At 66.1% G+C, this 17,546-nt stretch carries 11 protein-coding genes; 7 read left to right on the top strand and 4 right to left on the bottom strand.

What is annotated here, in order from left to right; genetic code table 11:
* Nucleotides 1–165 precede the first annotated feature (165 nt).
* The gene (locus VFG33_RS09560; RefSeq protein ID WP_325024594.1) at nt 166–1,035 is read right to left on the bottom strand and encodes a DMT family transporter; all 870 of its coding nucleotides are present in this window, start codon (nt 1,033–1,035) and stop codon (nt 166–168) included.
* Nucleotides 1,036–1,214: 179 nt separating this feature from the next.
* On the opposite strand from VFG33_RS09560, the gene lysX reads away from it, so the two are divergent.
* From lysX to VFG33_RS09545, 3 genes are read left to right on the top strand one after another with little or no spacing between them, the layout of a single operon-like run.
* The gene (lysX, locus tag VFG33_RS09555) at nt 1,215–4,580 is read left to right on the top strand and encodes a bifunctional lysylphosphatidylglycerol synthetase/lysine--tRNA ligase LysX (protein WP_325024592.1); all 3,366 of its coding nucleotides are present in this window, start codon (nt 1,215–1,217) and stop codon (nt 4,578–4,580) included.
* Nucleotides 4,581–4,594: 14 nt separating this feature from the next.
* The gene (locus VFG33_RS09550) at nt 4,595–6,037 is read left to right on the top strand and encodes a basic amino acid/polyamine antiporter (protein WP_325024590.1); all 1,443 of its coding nucleotides are present in this window, start codon (nt 4,595–4,597) and stop codon (nt 6,035–6,037) included.
* Between the two features lie 13 nt (nt 6,038–6,050).
* Complete coding sequence (locus tag VFG33_RS09545; protein WP_325024588.1) at nt 6,051–6,788, top strand: hypothetical protein; 738 nt, start codon at nt 6,051–6,053, stop codon at nt 6,786–6,788.
* A 190-nt stretch (nt 6,789–6,978) separates the two neighbouring features.
* On the opposite strand, the gene VFG33_RS09540 is transcribed toward VFG33_RS09545, so the two are convergent.
* Nucleotides 6,979–10,608 (bottom strand): hypothetical protein, encoded by a 3,630-nt coding sequence (locus tag VFG33_RS09540; protein WP_325024586.1) that lies wholly within the window; start codon nt 10,606–10,608, stop codon nt 6,979–6,981.
* Nucleotides 10,609–10,960: 352 nt separating this feature from the next.
* Nucleotides 10,961–12,127, bottom strand: coding sequence for an RCC1-like domain-containing protein (locus tag VFG33_RS09535; RefSeq protein WP_325024584.1), 1,167 nt, complete (start codon nt 12,125–12,127; stop codon nt 10,961–10,963).
* A gap of 798 nt (nt 12,128–12,925) precedes the next feature.
* On the opposite strand from VFG33_RS09535, the gene VFG33_RS09530 reads away from it, so the two are divergent.
* The 4 genes from VFG33_RS09530 (at nt 12,926) to VFG33_RS09515 (ending at nt 17,215) form a co-directional block, all read left to right on the top strand.
* The gene (locus VFG33_RS09530) at nt 12,926–14,557 is read left to right on the top strand and encodes an FAD-dependent monooxygenase (RefSeq protein WP_325024595.1); all 1,632 of its coding nucleotides are present in this window, start codon (nt 12,926–12,928) and stop codon (nt 14,555–14,557) included.
* Between the two features lie 157 nt (nt 14,558–14,714).
* Complete coding sequence (locus VFG33_RS09525) at nt 14,715–14,921, top strand: hypothetical protein (RefSeq protein ID WP_325024582.1); 207 nt, start codon at nt 14,715–14,717, stop codon at nt 14,919–14,921.
* Nucleotides 14,922–15,405: 484 nt separating this feature from the next.
* A complete protein-coding gene (locus tag VFG33_RS09520; RefSeq protein ID WP_325024581.1) occupies nt 15,406–16,053 on the top strand; it encodes a BON domain-containing protein in 648 nt (215 codons plus the stop codon).
* Between the two features lie 22 nt (nt 16,054–16,075).
* Nucleotides 16,076–17,215 carry an AI-2E family transporter gene (locus VFG33_RS09515; RefSeq protein ID WP_325024578.1) on the top strand — a complete coding sequence of 380 codons (1,140 nt, stop codon included), beginning with the start codon at nt 16,076–16,078 and terminating at the stop codon, nt 17,213–17,215.
* 45 nt (nt 17,216–17,260) lie between these two features.
* Here VFG33_RS09515 and VFG33_RS09510 read toward each other — a convergent pair.
* Nucleotides 17,261–17,546 (bottom strand): glycosyltransferase (locus tag VFG33_RS09510; protein ID WP_325024576.1); only part of this gene is annotated, 286 nt, incomplete at its 5' end.

Here is a 17,546-nt window from a genome sequence, read left to right as displayed (position 1 = left end):
CGGGAATTGCGGGGATGTCGACCCCGCCTTCGGCGGCACCAGCCAAAACAGCGGCGGCGCCCACTCCTGGGTCGACTTCAACTTCGACACCAGCGGCGACTGACCGCCCGCAGCCACACCGGCAGGCCGATCGCCTGCCGGGCCCATGCGGGTCCGGGCTCGTGCTCACGGCGTGCGTTGGAGCTCGGTCCGGGCGAGGTCGCCGTGCCGTGACAGGCTCAGAGCGCCGGCTACCGCGAGGATAAAACCCAGGGTCGCGATCCATCCCCAGCCGGGTCTGGGTCTGTCGCCAAGCATGAGGAGGCCGACCAGCGCAGGTGCGACCGTCTCACCGATCACCAGCGGTGCCGTCGCCTGCGTCACGCTGCCGCGTTGCAGGGCTGTCGAGTAGGTGAGGAGCGCGACCCCGCCTGAGAGGATGAGCGCATAGGTCGACGGATCGGTCAGCAACGTGCCGAGATCGCTGAACAGTGTGTCGAGACGGACCGAGCTGGGCAGCACCCGGGCGGCCACCGCGACCGCGCCGAAGGCAAGACCGGCAAGTGCCCCGAGGGCGGCGGCACCACGATTGCCGCTGATCCGGCCCAGCGGCACTGCCAGTACTCCGAGCGCGACGGCTGCCACCAGCACGCCCCAGCGTCCCGCGTTACTGACCGAGACCGCACGGTCCTCGGCCGCGGACAGACCGACCAGTACCAGTCCGGCGAGGACGATCAGTAGGGCGATCCAGTCGGACCGGCGAAGGTGCATGCGCAGGAAGATCGCGCCGAGAACTGCGGTGATCGCCAGGAAGCTCGCCACGATCGATTGCACAACGAACAGCGGCAAAGATCTCAGCGCTGCAATGGACAGCAGGAAGGCAAAGCAGTCGAGTCCGATTCCCAGCAGGTACGGCCACGAGCGGAACAATCGGACCAGCAACCGTGGGTCGAGGCCCTCCGCGGAGTGAGTACGGCGGACGGCAACAGCCTGCAGTATTGAGGCCACGCCATAGCAGACGGCTGCTGCAAAGGCTCCAAGCAGACCGGCGACCATATGCCGAGGCTACGCTCGTTGGACCGTGCTCGTCCTGGGCGGGAACTCCGCCGCCTCAACCCGGACAACGGGTAGGCAGTCGGCCAGGGCGTATACGTCACCAACGGTCTCCGGTATTGTCGTGAGTTGGGGAGGCGATGCGCGCTGGCGCATTGCTGAGTTTACAGGGTGGGGCCTGGATGAACTCGACGGTGGATACTGCTGCGTTGCCGGTGAAATCACCTGCCCGGATTCGCTCGGTTGCTGTTCTCAAACCGCTCGACGATCGCTGGCCGGACCATTTCGCGGCGGCCATGTTCGTATTCGCCGCGCTGGTGACTGTTGTCGCGGTGGTGCCGCCGTGGAGGAATTACTTCGCGCGTGAGCAGGATGTCGTTTCGATGCTCACGATTCCCGTCGTGCCGAGCCTTGTTTACGCCGCACTTCTGGCGGCCATGGGGGTGGCACTGAGACGCCGGTTGCGCGCCGCGTGGTGGCTCCTGGTGCTGTGGTGGCTGATCTTGCCGGAGCTGGCCAGGATCGCTTCCCTGATCGACGGCGGGTCGTTGGTGCAGCTCGCCGGCCTCGTGGTGATCGCCGGAGTTCTCGTCGTCGCGTGGCGTGCCCGGCCCCAGTTCGCGGCCAGACGCGTGCCGGGCAGCCTGTTGCAAGCGATCGTCTCGTTCCTGGTCGGTGGCGCGGCGGTGCTGCTGGGCGGCGCCGCGCTGGTGCGCCGGTTCGGAGACGCCGGCGACTTCGCGACCGCGGCCCAGTACGTCTTGGACGAGATGCTCACCGACCTCGGCGAGCTGGCACCCGACCAGGCGGTGACGGCACCGCTGTGGGTACGCGGGCTGATCGGAATCGCGGGCGCATCCGTCGTACTGGTGTCGGCGCAACTGTTGTTCCGGGCGCCCAAGCAGAGCCGAACCCTGAACGTCGGGGACGAGGCCAGGATCCGCACGTTGTTGCGCGACCTCGGCGACACCGACTCCCTCGGCTACTTCGCGACCCGCCGGGACAAGTCGATCATCTGGGACTCCGGCGATCCGGCCAGTGCGCGAGCGGGTGTGTCGTACCGCGCGATCGGATCGGTCAGTCTCGCCAGCGGGAATCCGGTCGGCGACGTCGCCCACTGGCCGGTAGCCATCGCGCGGTGGCGCGAGGACGCCAGAGCGAACGGCCTGTCGCTAGCGGTGATGGGTGCGGGCGAGCTGGGCGCGGCTGCGTTCGCGGAGGCCGGTCTGATGGCGTACGAAATCGGCGACGAGGCAATCATCGACCTGCGGACGTTCTCGCTGAACGGGCCTGGTATGAAGCCTGTCAGGCAGTCTGTCTCCCGCCTTCAGCGTCGCGGCTACACCACGGATGTCATTCGGCACGCGAGTCTGAGCGCCGACGAGTTCGCGGCCCTCAGCGTGGCGGCTGCATCGTGGCGGGGTGACGGTGGGGACGAGCGGGGTTTCTCGATGGCGCTCGGCCGCCTGGAGGATCCGCTCGACGGCCAGTGCGTCCTGGTCCGTGCGTACGACGGCGACGGGGAGCTGCGCGGATTCCTCAGCTTCGTTCCGTGGGGCCGGACCGGGCTCTCGCTCGACCTGATGCGGCGCGACCCGGCCGCTGACAACGGCGTCGTGGAGCTGATGGTCTCAGCGCTGGCCGAGTCGGCGGCCGCCGTCGGCATCGGCCGGCTCTCGCTCAACTTCGCGATGTTCCGCGAGGCCTTCGAGCGGGGAGCGGAGATCGGAGCCGGGCCGGTTGCCCGGTTGTGGCGTCAGGCGCTCCTGGTGGCGGGCCGCAACTGGCAGCTCGAATCGCTGTACCGCTCGAACGCGAAGTATCTCCCGGTCTGGCAGCCGCGGTTCATGTGCTTCGAATACACCTCGGACCTTCCACGGGTGGGGACGGCCGCGGGCAGCGCGGAGGGGTTCCTCACGCGTCCTCGCCTGACGATGCTCCAGCGCAAGTCCGATCGGACCGCCGAGACCGCGCTGGACACCGCCGGCATCGGCCACGCCGCAGCGGTCGCCGCCCTGATACCCGAGGCGCCGGATCCGGTGGCCGAGGCGATGTCGCTCGAGGGACTGCCGGAACAGGTGCGGGTACGCCGGGCGAAGCTCGAGCGGATCCGGGCCGGCGGCGTCGATCCCTACCCGGCGACGTATCCGCGCACGCACACGATGGCCACGGTTCACGCCGACGCCGGAGTGCTTCCGCCGGAAGCCTCAACGGGTCGCCGGGTATCGGTGGCGGGGCGAGTCATCCTCAAACGCGACCACGGCCGGTTGGGCTTCGCCAAGCTGCGCGACGGAAGCGGTGACCTCCAGATCATGGTCGACCTGGCCGCCGTCGGCCGGGAGGCCCACGACTTCTGGCGTCGCGAGATCGACCTGGGTGACCATGTGGGCGTCACCGGCGAGGTGATCACGACCCGGCGGGGCGAGCTCTCGGTACGAGCCGAGTCGCTGCAGCTGACGAGCAAAGCGATCCGGCCACTGCCGGACAAGTTCAAGGGAATGGTCGATCCGGAGGCACGGATCCGGGCTCGCTATGTCGACTTGATCGTTCGCCCGGCCGCTCGCGATATCGCGTACACACGGGCGACCGTCGTACGGAGCGTGCGCGACTCTCTGCATGCGCGCGGGTTCACCGAGGTGGAGACACCCGTCCTGCAGCTGATCCACGGTGGCGCGAACGCACGTCCGTTCGAGACCCACATCAACGCCTACGACCTCGACCTGTATCTGCGGATCGCAACCGAACTGCACCTGAAGCGGCTGCTGGTCGGCGGTATGGAGAAGGTCTTCGAGCTCGGCAGGCAGTTCCGCAACGAGGGCGTGGACTTCAAGCACAATCCGGAATTCACGTCGCTGGAGGTCTACGAGACGTACGGCGACTACGACACGATGCGGATCCTGACCCAGGACATCATCCAGGAGGCCGCGACCGCCGTGTACGGCTCGCCGATCGCGCGCCGTACCGACGGTGGTGGGAAGACGGTCGAGTACGACCTGTCCGGGACCTGGCCGGTCAAGAGCATCTGCGAAGCGTTGTCGGATGCGCTGGGCGAGGAAATCACCGCGGACACGCCGATCGAGACGCTCCGCGGACACGCGGCGAAAGTCGGGCTGGAGCACGACGCGGACGCCTCCTGGGGGTTCCTGCTCGAGAAGATCTACGAGGAGCTGTGCGAGCGCACCACGACGACGCCGGTCTTCTACACGGACTTCCCGAAGGAGAACGCGCCGCTCACCCGGCCACACAGGTCGGACCCGCGACTCGCGGAGAAGTGGGATCTGGTGATCTTCGCGGCGGAGCAGGGCACCGCGTACTCAGAGCTGATCGATCCGGTGGACCAGCGCGCGCGGCTGGTCGCCCAGTCCGCGCTGGCCGCCGCGGGCGATCCGGAAGCCATGCAGGTCGACGAGGACTTTCTCGAGGCACTGGAGTACGGCATGCCGCCGACGGGCGGGATGGGGATGGGCATCGACCGGCTGGTCATGAACCTGACCGGGCTCTCGATCCGCGACACCATCTTGTTCCCACTCGTCCGGCCCGGCGGTTAGAGCGTGAGGCTGTTGTGACCACCCGCCAGGCAAGCGCAGTCCAGAAGGTCTCGGTCCTCACCCTGACCGGCATGGTCGTCGGCTCGATGGTCGGTGGTGGGGTCTTCACACTGCCCCAGGAGTTCGGCGCGGCGACCGGCGTGCTCGGTGCCGTCATCGCGTGGCTCGTCGCCGGCACAGGCATGCTCATGCTGGGCCTCGTCTTCCAGTCGCTGGCCGTCCGTCGACCGGACCTGGACAGCGGCGTGTACATCTACGCCAAGACCGGGTTCGGGGCTTATGCGGGGTTCAACGCGGCCTTCGGCTACTGGGCCAGCAACGTGGCGGGCAACGTCTTCTTCATGGTCTTCACGATGACCACCCTCGGCGCGTTCTTCCCGGGCCTGGGCCAAGGCAACACACTGCTCGCCGTCGTCCTGGCGTCGGCGGGCGTCTGGCTGTTCCACGTCCTGATCGCGCGCGGTGTGCGGCAGGCGACCGTCGTCAACCGGATCGTCACCATCGCGAAGCTGGTACCGATCCTGACGTTCGTCGTCATCGCGGCGATCGGGTTCGAGGCGGGCACGTTCGCGGACAACTTCTGGGGCAGTGACGCACGGTCGTTCCGCTCGGTGTTCGAGCAGGTCAAACAGACAATGCTGGTCACCACGTTCGTCTTCCTCGGGATCGAGGGGGCGAGCGTGTACTCGCGCTTCGCCCGCCGGCGCGCGGACGTCGGCCGGGCCACGATCCTCGGATTCCTCAGTGTGCTGGCGTTGTTCGCGTCGGTGACGCTGGTCTCGTACGGCGTACTGCCCCAGGCCGACCTCGCGAACGCCAAGCAACCGTCGATGGGCAGCGTGCTCGAATCCGTCGTCGGACACTGGGGATCAACGTTCGTCAGCATCGGCGTGATCATCTCGGTCCAGGGCGCGTACCTGGCCTGGACACTGATCAACGCAGAGGTGCTCTACATGCCGGCGCGCGGCGACGTGATGCCGAGGTTCCTGACCCGTGACAACGCGCACGCGACCCCGATCGCCGCCCTGCTCACCACGACCATCGCCGTCCAGCTCGTCCTGATCCTGGTCCTGTTCGTCGACGATGCGCTCGACTTCATGCTCAAGCTCGACACCGCGCTGTCGTTGATCCCGTATCTGCTGGCGGCGGCGTACGCGCTCAAGCTGACGATCACCAGGCAGACGTACACCTCGGCTGGCGAGCCGGAGCGGCGCAGGCAGCGGGCGATCGCATCCGTCGCGGTCGTCTACTCGATCTTCATGCTGTACGCAGCGGGCCCGAAGTACCTTCTGCTGTCCGCCGTCGTTTACGCGCCGGGGACGCTGTTGTACCTGATGGCCCGCCGTGAGCAGGGCCTGCCTGCCTTCAACCGAGCCGAGGCGGCGGCCTGCGCGGTGCTGGTGGTCGCGGCGGTGCTCGGGGTTGTGCTGATCGCGACCGGCTCCCTCAACGTCTGACGGGGTGATTTGCATGGGTTGGTATCGGGAGCTCGTCGACACCGGCCGGGCGCAGGCCGCCTGGGCGCTCTTCGCCTTCCTCGTCACCTTCACCGTCACCCGAGGGGTCACTCGACGCATCCGCGCCAAACAGCCTGCTCCGGAGCCCGAGGATGGTGGCGGTTTGTCCGACGTCTTCATCGGTGGCATCCACATCCACCATCAGGTCTGGGGGATCCTGATGGTGCTGCTCGCCGGACTCCTGCAGTTTCGCTACGCGCCGAACAGTCCGTGGGCCGAGGTGCTCGCGCTGATGTTCGGGGCAGGGGCGGCCCTGACGCTCGACGAGTTCGCGCTGTGGCTGCATCTCGACGACGTCTACTGGGGACCACAGGGACGCAAATCCATCGACGCGATCATGCTGGGCGGGGCGCTGGGTGTCGTGCTCCTGACGCAGACCAGCCCGATCGGGGCCGAGGCCGACGGGGCCGGCAGTGCGCTCGCGCGGTGGACCTACTTCGGCGGAATAGGGTTCCACCTCGTGATGGCGGCCCTGTGCTTCCTCAAGGGAAAGCTGGCCACCGGCCTGATCGGCATCGTGGTACCGGCGGTGGCCCTGGTCGGAGCGGTCAGGCTGGCCAAGCCCGGCTCCACCTGGGCACTGCGCCGGTACGGCGAGCGGAAGCGGGAACGAGCCCGGGGCCGATTCGGCGCGACGTACGACAAGCGCTGGAACCGAGTCCGCGACCTGCTGGGCGGCCGGTTCTCGTGAGCCCGGCGCCGGCCACATGGTTGCCAGCAGCAAGTTCAGCGGCAATTCTGAGTTCGAGGCGTGAGCACCTCGGACACGCCGCTCAGCACGCCGCCTCGCAGCCTCTTTCTCCTCCTTGGGCTCGCGTATCCTGTACCGCGGCATCGCCGTATTCCTACCGGATGTGACCGATGGTGCTCCGTGCCACGGCTCACTTGGCCGCGGCGGCGATGGCTTCACCGACGTCGATGGCGACGGTGCCGTAGTTGCCGAAAGTGTCGATGTAGAACTTGATCCACGGGATCCCGCTGCCAAGCGCGTCCTTCGCTTGATCTGACGCGATGATGGAGTCGAGGTAGGAGAGATTGGAGATGATCGGAGCGATCACGGCCAGCGCCTTCGCTCCATCGTTGGACGCGTTGGCGTAGGAGTACCACGAGCTGAGGATGATGTTGACGGCCGCGGGGATGGTCTGCGCGAGGGGAACGGCCTTGTTGTTGAAGTCGTTTGCCTGGCCATCCGGAAGGACCTTCGCGGCGATGAAGCCGATCATCTCGGCCAGCCAGGGAATGCCGCCGCTGATGAAGATGTAGGGAAGCAGTTCGTAGTCCTGGCCCCACACGTCGCCATTCGTGAAGTCGTGATCAGCCACTGGCGGCGGGGTCTGCGTTCCCGTGTGAGAGGGAGGGACTGGCCACTGCAGGACCGTCAGCGCAATAGGGCAGAAGATGTCGATTACCGTGAATAAGTTCGCCAGGGTCAGATCGAGAGGGCTCGGCTGGTTGCTGTTGTAGGCGATCATCTCGAGCCCGACCTCGACGGTCGCCCAGATGAACTGGGTTACGGCCGAGGCGATGGCTAGTCCGAACCCGGCCCAGTCAGAATTGGGGTTGCCGACCTCGCCGTCCGAACTGGGCCCGCCGAAGGGGAACAGTGGTTGGCCCGCCCCGCCGGCTGCAGCCGCGAACAATGCATGTACGAGGGTCGCCGGGAACGCGATGGTCAGGGCCGTGAGGTGCATGATGCTCGGGGTCGGGTCCACGCCACACAGCCGAAGGATCTCCCCGATCAGGGGAGGGTCGAACTCGGAAGTTAGGAAGGTGTCGAGGTACTCGATGAACGCCTTGAGCAGGTCGAGCAGCGTGTTCGCAAGATCGTCGAGCAGGGCGAGAACGTCGTCAACGACCTTCTCGAAACCGGTGAACAGGTCAGTCATGCTCTGGGCATTGAAGGACGCCGGAGACTGCGCAGCGTCGCTGAAGAGATCCATGATCGTGGTCGCTGCGTCGACAATCGTGTCGATGGCCTGGTCCACGTCAGTCGCCAGATCCGTCATGGGTTGCGCGAAGCTGGAGAGTTCGATGCCGTTGAAGGCGCTGCCGGTCAGCGGCTGGATGTCGGCCATGATCTTCTTCATCAGCCAAGCCGCCGGCGAGTGCGCGAGGAAATGGAAGACGTCCTGAACGCCCTCGAACTGGGAGCCGGAGTCATCCCCACCTGTGCCTGCGGACGGCGTCGGTTGCGCAGTGTGCTGACCGAACAGATCGTCTTCTACCTCGTCCTGCAGAGTCGCCAGTTTCGTGTTCACATCCGTGGTGAGGCCCGCGAAGAAGTTCGCTGTGAAGCTCTCCGCAGCGTTGATCTCTTGGATGAAGCCCTCGACCACCGTGTCCACCCAGCCCTCGATGTACTCGGCGTTATTTGCGGCGTCTCGCAGAGCGCCCATCACCAGAGTCTTCAGCCAGTCCCAGATGTGCTCGATGTCGGTGCCGAGGGAGTGGAAGAATCCGCTGATCGCGTGGTACGCGTCCTCGATCCCTTGGACAACCCAGTTGATGAGGCGGTCGATGCCGTCGCCCAGGTCGATGACTAGGTTGATGGTCCACTTTTCGACGTCGCTGGCCCAGGTCGAGATCATCTTGCCGATGGACATAGCGCCGTGGCGCAGTCCGTGGAACACGGAATCGATGTCGTGCTCGGCCGCGTCCCACCAATGTGTGTCACCACTCTTGTGGGAGTCGTAGGCGGTGGGATCGGTGCTGGTACCGAAGGTCGGTGTGTCCCCGCTCAGGTCCAGCAGAGCGGCTTGGGCAGGCCCGGCCGGGTTGTTGGCTTGGTTGGGGTTGTTGGTGGGCAGCGACATGACGTGATTGATGCCCTGAACGACCTGGCCGGCGGCCCCCGCACCCGCGGTGCCCAGGACGGGCATGAGCGGAGCCGATGCGGTGTAGCGCTGCTCGGAGGAGTTCCACGTCGAGGTCCGCGCACCGACCAGGTCGCCACCGGACAGTTTGGTGCCGCCGGCGCTGGACAGTGAACTGGTTCCGGCCATGTAGGCCTGGGTATCGGTGTTCGGTGTGATGGTCAGCGCTGGGCCGTTGCTGTTGCCGCCGGCATCCAAGGGGACTGCGGTCAACTGGGCCGTGTCCAGCTCGGATGTCGGAATCGCAACGTTGACCTGGCCGGTGGCATCGACGGCGAGAACGACGGGGCTGCCGGGGGCCAGGATGCTCGACGCGTTGTTCTGCCACACGTCGATCGGCAGGTTCGTGGACAGCTGCACCGACCCGTTGGAACCGCCGACGCCGACCCCGTTGGCGTCGAAGAGGCTGATCTGACAGTTCCACGTCGCGAGCTCGATGGTGCTGGCAGCGTGCTGGTGGACGAGGTTCTGGGTCCAGCCGGTGGCGGTCTTGGTCAGCACGTAGAGAACCCCGCCGGGGTCGAGGGCGAACAGGGTGGCTTCGTTCGGGTCGGTCGGCACGCCGAACACTGCTGTGAACCCTACGGCTATGGGGACTGCGATCCCCCAGGTCGGGCCACTGCCGTCGTCGTACTGCGCCGTGGTGGTGAGGGTGTCGTTGGAGTCGAGCAGGTTGACGGTGTACAGGCCGTTGCTCCGCCACACCGTGACGGCGTTGTTGCCCAGGCTGGCCTCGTCGGACAACGTCTGCTGGTTGCCCGACTCGTCGACGAAGTACGTGCCCGCGGAGATGCCGTCGTCCGGGTCGTCCTCCAACTGGAAGGCGAATCCGGGCAGCCCGGTAGTGCTGCCCGGCGATGCCCACGCCCAGATCAGCTCGGTGACTGCCTCCTCGCCGGCGCCGGTGATGAAGGAATTGTCGTCGAACTGTGCGTTGGTCTGCGAGGTGAAGGCCAGTTGTCGGTATGGCGCGAGGTTGGTGCCCGAGTCCAGGATCACCGAGTAGCCGACCGGGTTTGCGTTCCCGGAGGTGTCGAACAGCACGATGTAGTCGGTGACAGTCACCGCGGAGGAGTCGATGATCTGGAGCAACTGGTAGTCGAAGTTCCCGGTGGACCAGCCTTGGACTGCCACCCAGCCCAGCATGTAGGTGGTGCTGCCCTCTGCGACCGAGGCGTAGAAGTACGGCGTGCCGGAGTCGTCGATGCCGGCCTTCAACGCACCGAACGGAGCAGTGCGGTCGATGGTCATATCGGTGTATCCGAGATCGTCATACGTTGCCTGGTAGCCGCTGTCCCACGTCGCGGCGGCGTCCAGTTGGGTCAGCCACGCCGGGTTGGGACTTGTCCCCGGTTCAGCCAGAACCATCAGGTAGGCGGTGGTCGAGTCGGAGGCTACCGCGACGTCGGCGGGCCACGGGACGCTGCTCGTGGTGTCGAGCTGGGTGTAGTTCCAACCCGAGGGGACCGAAAGGTCACGCGCCAGGTGGTTCACCGTTCCCGGGTTGCCGTTGACGCCCTTCACGAACACGATCGCCTCGACCATGTCGTTGTTCTTCGGGTTGACGAACGGGATCAAACGATCCCCGTTCGCTTGGTTGAGCAACACCTCGCTGGTGAAGAAGTAGTCTTCGGTCAACGTGCAGGAGGCGCGCACCGAGAACGGGCCAGGGTTGGGTGTAGGAGCAGCCGCTGCCCGCAACGTGGGCTTGGATGCCTTGATGGGTGCTCCAGCTGCCGCCGGCGAGGCGCCCAAGAGCTGCCCGGCGGACGCTGCGGCCAATGACCCCAGGCCCAGTCCGGCCAGAATGTTGCGCCGACTGAACTCTCGAGAACCGGCCTTGCCGAGGTTTGAAGCACCGGGCGGTCCGGATGGTCGCCCCTTCCCGAAAGGCTCAGTGTTCCCCTCGGGCGGCGGGATCGGACCGCTGGCGTTCATGGTCGTGGGTCCTTTCCGAAGCGGGGAAGGAGGCTAGGACCCGCGGGCCCGGTCATCGTCCGACGGAAGTCAGAGTGGCGAAGGAGTGGTAGCGACCGGAGTGCATCCCGGTCAGCTTGACGTGCGCGGGCAGCTTCACTTGGCGGGCACGAAGAGCGGGATCGGTGCCGCCCGTGCCGTTCTGCCCCCAACCGGAGTGACCCCACGAATAGATCTGGTTCGGAGTCTGCAGATACGAGGTGTCACCACCGGCCAGGACCTGAACCACGCGGCCGCTGAAGCCCGGGACAACCACCTTGACGGGTTGGTCGTGATGATCGGTACTGCCGGTACCCAACTGGCCGAACTTGTTGGACCCCCATGCCAACACGACCCCACGCGTGGTGATCGCAAGCGAGTGGTTGTCACCTACGCTCACTGTGTTCACGCGGCCCCAGGACCGGTGCAGTGCAAGCTTGTGCGGGATCGAGCGCCCGAAGGCGTTGACGCCGTACGTCAACAGTTCGCCGTCTTGCGTCACCACCACGAGGTGTCGTTGGCCCGCATCGACGTCCTTCGCATGCACACCACGGGGAAGCGTCAACCGGACAGGTGCTGTCACCGTGCCCACCCCACCGTGCGTGGCACCCAATCCACTAGCCGGCACAGCCTCGGCGAACGGCGTTGCGTGCCCCCACGCGTACAGCCCGCCCGCGGAGCGGATCGCGAGCGAGCAGGCGCCTCCGGCGGCAATCTGGGTCACTTTCCCGTTGCCGGGAACCTTCACCGACACCGGCCGCGCGGACCGGTCGGCCAGAGTCCCTGAACCCACCTGTCCCAGGTCGTTGCGGCCCCACCCGTACACCAGGCCGCTTTTGCTCAGCGCTACCACGTGGTCATCACCGACCGCAATCGCCACGATGGTCGGGTTGCCCCGAATCCGCACCCGAACCGGCGCGAACCTGGGTTGCGTCGTCCCGTCGCCCAGCTGCCCCCAGCGGTTGCCACCCCAGGTGAACACCTGGCCGGCATGAGTCAGGGCAACCGTGAAGTCCGTACCGCCTTGGACGTCGACCGTGCCCGAGGGCAACCCCACCCGGGTCGGCGACAGCACCTTTGCTGTGTGGCCGGCACCCAGCCCGCCGTAGTTGTTGTACCCCCAGCCGTACGACTTCGTCGTCGGCTGATGCTTGGGTTTCGCTTCGATCGCCACCTGGCGTGCCCCCTCGTATGTGCGCACCCACGCACAATCGGCGAACAACTTCCGCCCCGCTCCCCGTGGCGCGGACAAGTACGAACACACTGTTGCTGCAATACAGCTTCCGGTGGTCCGAGATCGCCTGCGTTTCCCGTTACGCTACATGAATTCTCCGGAGATGCGACCCCTCGCGACAATGCGCAGGGAAAACTTGGTTTTCGTCCGGTTCATTCACGAAACAACCTGGAAACTGCTGCACTCGACCGTCGACATCAAACGTTTCCATCAATAACTGGTCGCCTTCACTTATTCTCAGCACGCATGCTACGAATGACGTCGATGGGTCGCCCGGAAACGGGCGGCCCATCGACGCATTTCTAGGCGACTCGGACGGCTAGTCTGGGCTCGTGTAGTGGATCTTGACCGTCATCGGCGGGTTCAACAGCAACGACGGCGTCGGGATAACTTGGCCGCCGGCCGAGAGTTCTGAGCTGATGCGGTCTTCCTTTTCTGGTTGCACAGGAGCATGATCCGTCACACCGATTCTTTCCGGACCAGCGTGAAGTGCGCGGTACTCGCTGTTGATGGTCGCCAGGGGAGCGCGGCGTCGGCTTGAAGTCGGCGCGGTTCCCATCTGTCGATCGGTTGCGGCGAGGCATTGATGCCCGGGACGCTGCAAACCTCTAGGCGCGACGAAACCGATCGTCTGGGCCTTGTGGCGCGGTTCGAGACCGCAAATCGGCCGACCGGGGGAGGCTCTTGTGGGTTGGTGTCGGGTTCCGGATCGATTGATCCGGCGGCTGTTGGTTACGGCCTTGGCTATGTGACAGGAATCAGGTCATCAATCTCATCGGCTCTCCACTCAGCTCGGGCCGCCACACGCAGGCGGTCCTGATCGTCGGCGCAGGTCCGGTCGGTCTGGTCGCGGCCTGCGAACTGGCACGTCAAGGCGTCACCGCCCGGGTGATTGACGCGCTGCCGCAGCCCACCACGCAATACCGAGCCGTCGGCGTTCAGCCGCGGTCACAGGAGATGCTGGCGGCGCTCGGCGCTTTGGGCCGCATCCAGGACCTGGCGCTACCTCAGGTGGCGATCGAGATCGACGCGCCACGGGCCGACGGCTTCGAGAGGTTGGCGCGGATCGAGCTCACCGACCTGCCGAGCCGGTACCCCTCGATCTTGAACCTGCCGCAAACCGACACCGAGGCTGTGCTGCGGCAACGAGCGGGCGAACTCGGCATCGCCATCGAACGCGCCGTCGAGCTCACCGGCCTGACCATGGACGACACCGGTGTCGGCGTAACGCTGTCAACACCGAACGGTTCCGAGGCCACCCGGGTCGACTGGATCATCGGGGCAGACGGGGCTCATAGCACCGTTCGGCGCCTGGTTGGCAGCAAGCTGGTCGGCACCTTCGAAGGAAGCCACTTCATCCTGGCCGACGTCGCCGTCCAGTCCGACTACGCCCGCGACACCACCCGGCTGTTCGCCGCACCCAACGGCCTGACCGTCATGCTGTGCATGCGCGACAACCGCACCCGTCTCATGTTCCAGATCCCCGACCCCGGCGATGGCGCCCCCGCACCCACCCTGGAAGACGTGCAGCTGCTCGCGCACGACCGAATGGGTCCCGGAGTCCGCGTCTACGATCCGGAGTCGATCACCCACTACGGGATCCACCACGCCCAGATTCCGCAGTACCGGGTGAACCGGGCGCTGCTGGCCGGCGACGCGGCGCATATCCACAGCCCCGCCGGCGGGCAGGGAATGAACACCGGCATGCAGGACGCCGCCAACCTCGCCTGGAAGCTGGCCCTGGTCTGCCGCGGCCTGGCCGAGCCGCAACTTCTGGACTCCTATCACACCGAGCGCCACCCGATCGGCGCCGAGGTCGTTCGGCTCACCACCGCGATGGCCACCGGAATGACACTGTCCGGAGCGCTCGCGGGGGGCCGGAACGCCGCCATGAAGGCAATCAGCCACATCAGTCCGCTTCGACATACGCTGGCTCAGACCCTCACCGAGGTCGCCGTCGGCTACCTGAACAGTCCGATCACGGCCGCCGCGGGCAAGCGGCGCCGCCATGCGCCCCAACCAGGGGCGCATGCCACCGATCTGCCGGGACCGACGTCGCCGCATGCTGAGCCGGTGCACATCGACGACCTGCTTCGAACGCCCGGACACGTGCTACTCACCCTCACCGACGAGGCCCATCTGCTGGACGAACTCGGCGAGGTCCTCGGAGCAATCGGCCACGTCGTGCCCATCGTCACCAGAACTGACGAAGCCACGCCAGGTGCCATCGTCGACCCCACCAGCAGTATCGCCGAGCACTACGCCATCGGTCCGAAAGGACTGGCGCTGATCCGCCCAGACGGATACTTCGGCTACCTGTCCACATCAACCGATCCACAAGCCCTGCAGTCGTACCTGACCACTCGGCTGTACGCCCGCACCACCACGTCCAACTGATCCCTAGCCGGGCAGCAAGATCGGCGAAACCGCACTGGTCGAGCTGGCCGTTCACCAAGGCCGCTCCAGGCTCCACGCCGCAGTCGCTCTCACCGCCGACGGTCACTTCGCGGCGAAGGTCGACGATGTCGAGTTCGACCTGGACGCCGATCCACCGGTGGTCGCGGCGCTGGTCTCCGGCCGGCAGCGGCTCCCGGCAGCCCGGATCGCCGAGGTGGCCTCGGCGGTGAAGGTTGTCGCCGCGGAGCTGAATCTCGACTGCTACGACGACTGGGTCGAGCAGCACATCATCGGCAAGATCCCGGAGCCGGCGATGCGGCTGAATGAGCTCCTCGGTCTCCGCGTCATCGATGCCGAAGGCTGACAGCATGCGGGTCTGACCGTCGTGGTCGCGGAAGAGGCCGCGGCATCTCAGGCCTCCGTCGTCAGAAAGTGATGACCGCTCAACGGTTCAGCGGTTGACGAGTGAGGTGAGGCATGGCAGGGCAGGGCGGGATGATGTGACACACAGTGACAATGAGGTGGGGGCACTGACGGATCCTGATGGGCTCCGCAGGTACTGAGAACTTGGTAGCGGAGCAGACCGGCGGATCGCCGACGTCCGCGGGAAAGACTTGCGTAAAGCCTGCGCTGGAAGCACAAAGGCCCAGGAGCAGATTGCGATGTCTGCCTGGGCCTCGATGCTGGTGCGCCGCCAGGGGCCCGAACCCCGAACCCGCTGATTAGCAAGCCGCATTCCGCAGGAGCCCAGCTCACGCGCTATCGCTGCACCAGCACAAAGCGCGCCTGACCGAGAGCTACGCACAAACGGCAGACCCGGCCGCCGCACACCTGCATAGCGTGGCATCGTGACCGATCCTCAACTTCAGCGCGATGTGAGCGACGAACTGGCCTGGGACTCGAAGGTCGGCAGCGAAGGCATCGCGGTCTCGGTGGAGGACGCCGTTGTCGCGCTGCGCGGCACGGTCGGCAGTTTCCGCGAGAAGCGTGAGGCTCAGAAGGCGGCCGAGCGGGTGTGCGGCGTCAGGCTGGTCGACAACCACCTCGAGGTGCGGATCCTCACCAAGCGCGAGGATGCCGACCTGTGCGCGTACGTGCGGCGGGCGCTGCAGCTCGACGTACTCGTGCCGGCCACCGTGGATGTCGCGGTCAAGGCGGGCTGCGTGACCCTGATCGGCACCGTGGAGAAGCAGTGCCAGCGCGACGAGGCCGCCTTCGTCGCCGGCAACGTGCGGGGTGTCACCGACGTACGGAACGACCTGTTGCTGACCAGCCCTGTGCAGCTCACCAGCGATGTGAGGCATGGGATCAGGAAGGCCCTGGAGCGCAATTCGAAACTCGATGCCGACAGCATCGGGGTGCGGATCGTCAACGGCATGGTCATTCTCACCGGAACCGTCGCGTCCTGGGCCGAGCGCGATGCGGCGGTCGCGGCTGCCTGGGCTGCGCCCGGCGTCGTCGATGTCGTCAGCCGTCTCCAACTTTTCTACTACTGAGCAAGACCGGCGAAGGAGGGCGATGGCAGCCGATGATCGAGACGACCGTAGCGACGCCGAGTCCGGCACTCGGGTATCGTCCGCGGCGGTGTTCCGGTGGGCGAGCGTGGCGACTCTCGGGGTGCTGACGGTGGTGCTTGCTGCGTACGGTCTTTACACCGTACGCAGCGTTCTCATGCTGATCGTCCTTGCGTTGTTCCTCGCGGTAAGCCTTGATCCGGCGGTGCAGTGGCTGCTGAGGCGGGGAGTACACCGACCGAGCGCCGTCACCATCGTCTTCCTGGTCGTCGCTTTGATGGTCGTGGGCTTCATGTCGTCGGTCGTGCCTGCGATTGTCGAGCAGACGGGGAATCTCCTCGCCGATCTGCCCGGCTACCTCCGCACGCTGTCCGACGAATCGGAAGTGGTCCGAAGACTCACTGACCGCTACGACCTCACCGACCGGTTGAGCGCCCTGGTAGCCGGGATTCCAGCCAAGCTCGCCGGTGGCGCTGTCGGCTTCGTCCGGGGGTTCATCGGAGCGGCCGCGTCCACCGTCACTGTGCTCGTCTTGACGGTGTACTTCATGGCGGGCCTGCCTCGTATCCGGCAGGGACTGCCCAGGTTGTTTCCCAGCCGCAGCCGGCGGGTCGCGGAGATCACGGATGTCGTGGTCGAAAAGGTTGGCGGATACATGATCGGCAACCTCACTATCTCGCTGATTGCGGGCGCGTCGGCCTTTGTGTGCCTGATGCTGGTGCGGGTTCCGTTTGCCCTGCCGCTGGCGGCCGCGGTCGCGATCGCGGACTTGATCCCCATGATCGGAGCGACGCTTGGCGCGGTGATATGTCTCGTCGTCTCCCTCTTCACCGTGGGCATCTGGCCGAGGACCGTCATAGTGCTGCTCTTCTTCATCCTGTACCAGCAGGCCGAGAACTACTTGATCGCACCGCGTGTGCTGCGCAACACCGTCAACATGTCCTCTGTTGCCGTGTTGCTGGTCGCCCTGCTCGGTGGCAGCCTGTTCGGCCTGGTCGGCGCGATCATGGCGATACCCGTAGCGGCAGCGGTCAAGGTGCTGATCTTCCCCGAAGATCACATCCGCGAACAAGCGGAGCTGACGACCTGCGCACGACCATCGAGTACCAGGCCGGCTGGGGCCTGTCGTGGTACTGACGGCTGAGCCGGCGGTTCCACCGTCGTGGTGGAACCGCCGGCCTTCTCATCGCTAGGCCGCCACCGAGGTGGTCGCCGAAGTCAGCGATCGGTAGATCCGTTCGTAGCCGCGCGCCATCAGGTCCAGATCGAAGTTCTGTTCGACGTGGCGGCGGCACGCGGCCGGATCGAGAGTCTTCGCGTCGACAATCGCTTCCGGCAGCTCGCTCGGGTCGTCAACCACGAAGCCGGTCACGCCGTCGACGACGACCTCCGGGACCGAGCCTCGGCGCAGCGCGACCACCGGGGTGCCGCATGCCATCGCCTCGATCATCACCAGCCCGAACGGCTCCTCCCAC

The organism is Kribbella sp. (genome assembly GCF_035687465.1).
Classification (GTDB): Bacteria; Actinomycetota; Actinomycetes; order Propionibacteriales; family Kribbellaceae; genus Kribbella.
This window is presented reverse-complemented; position numbering and strand designations above follow the sequence as displayed.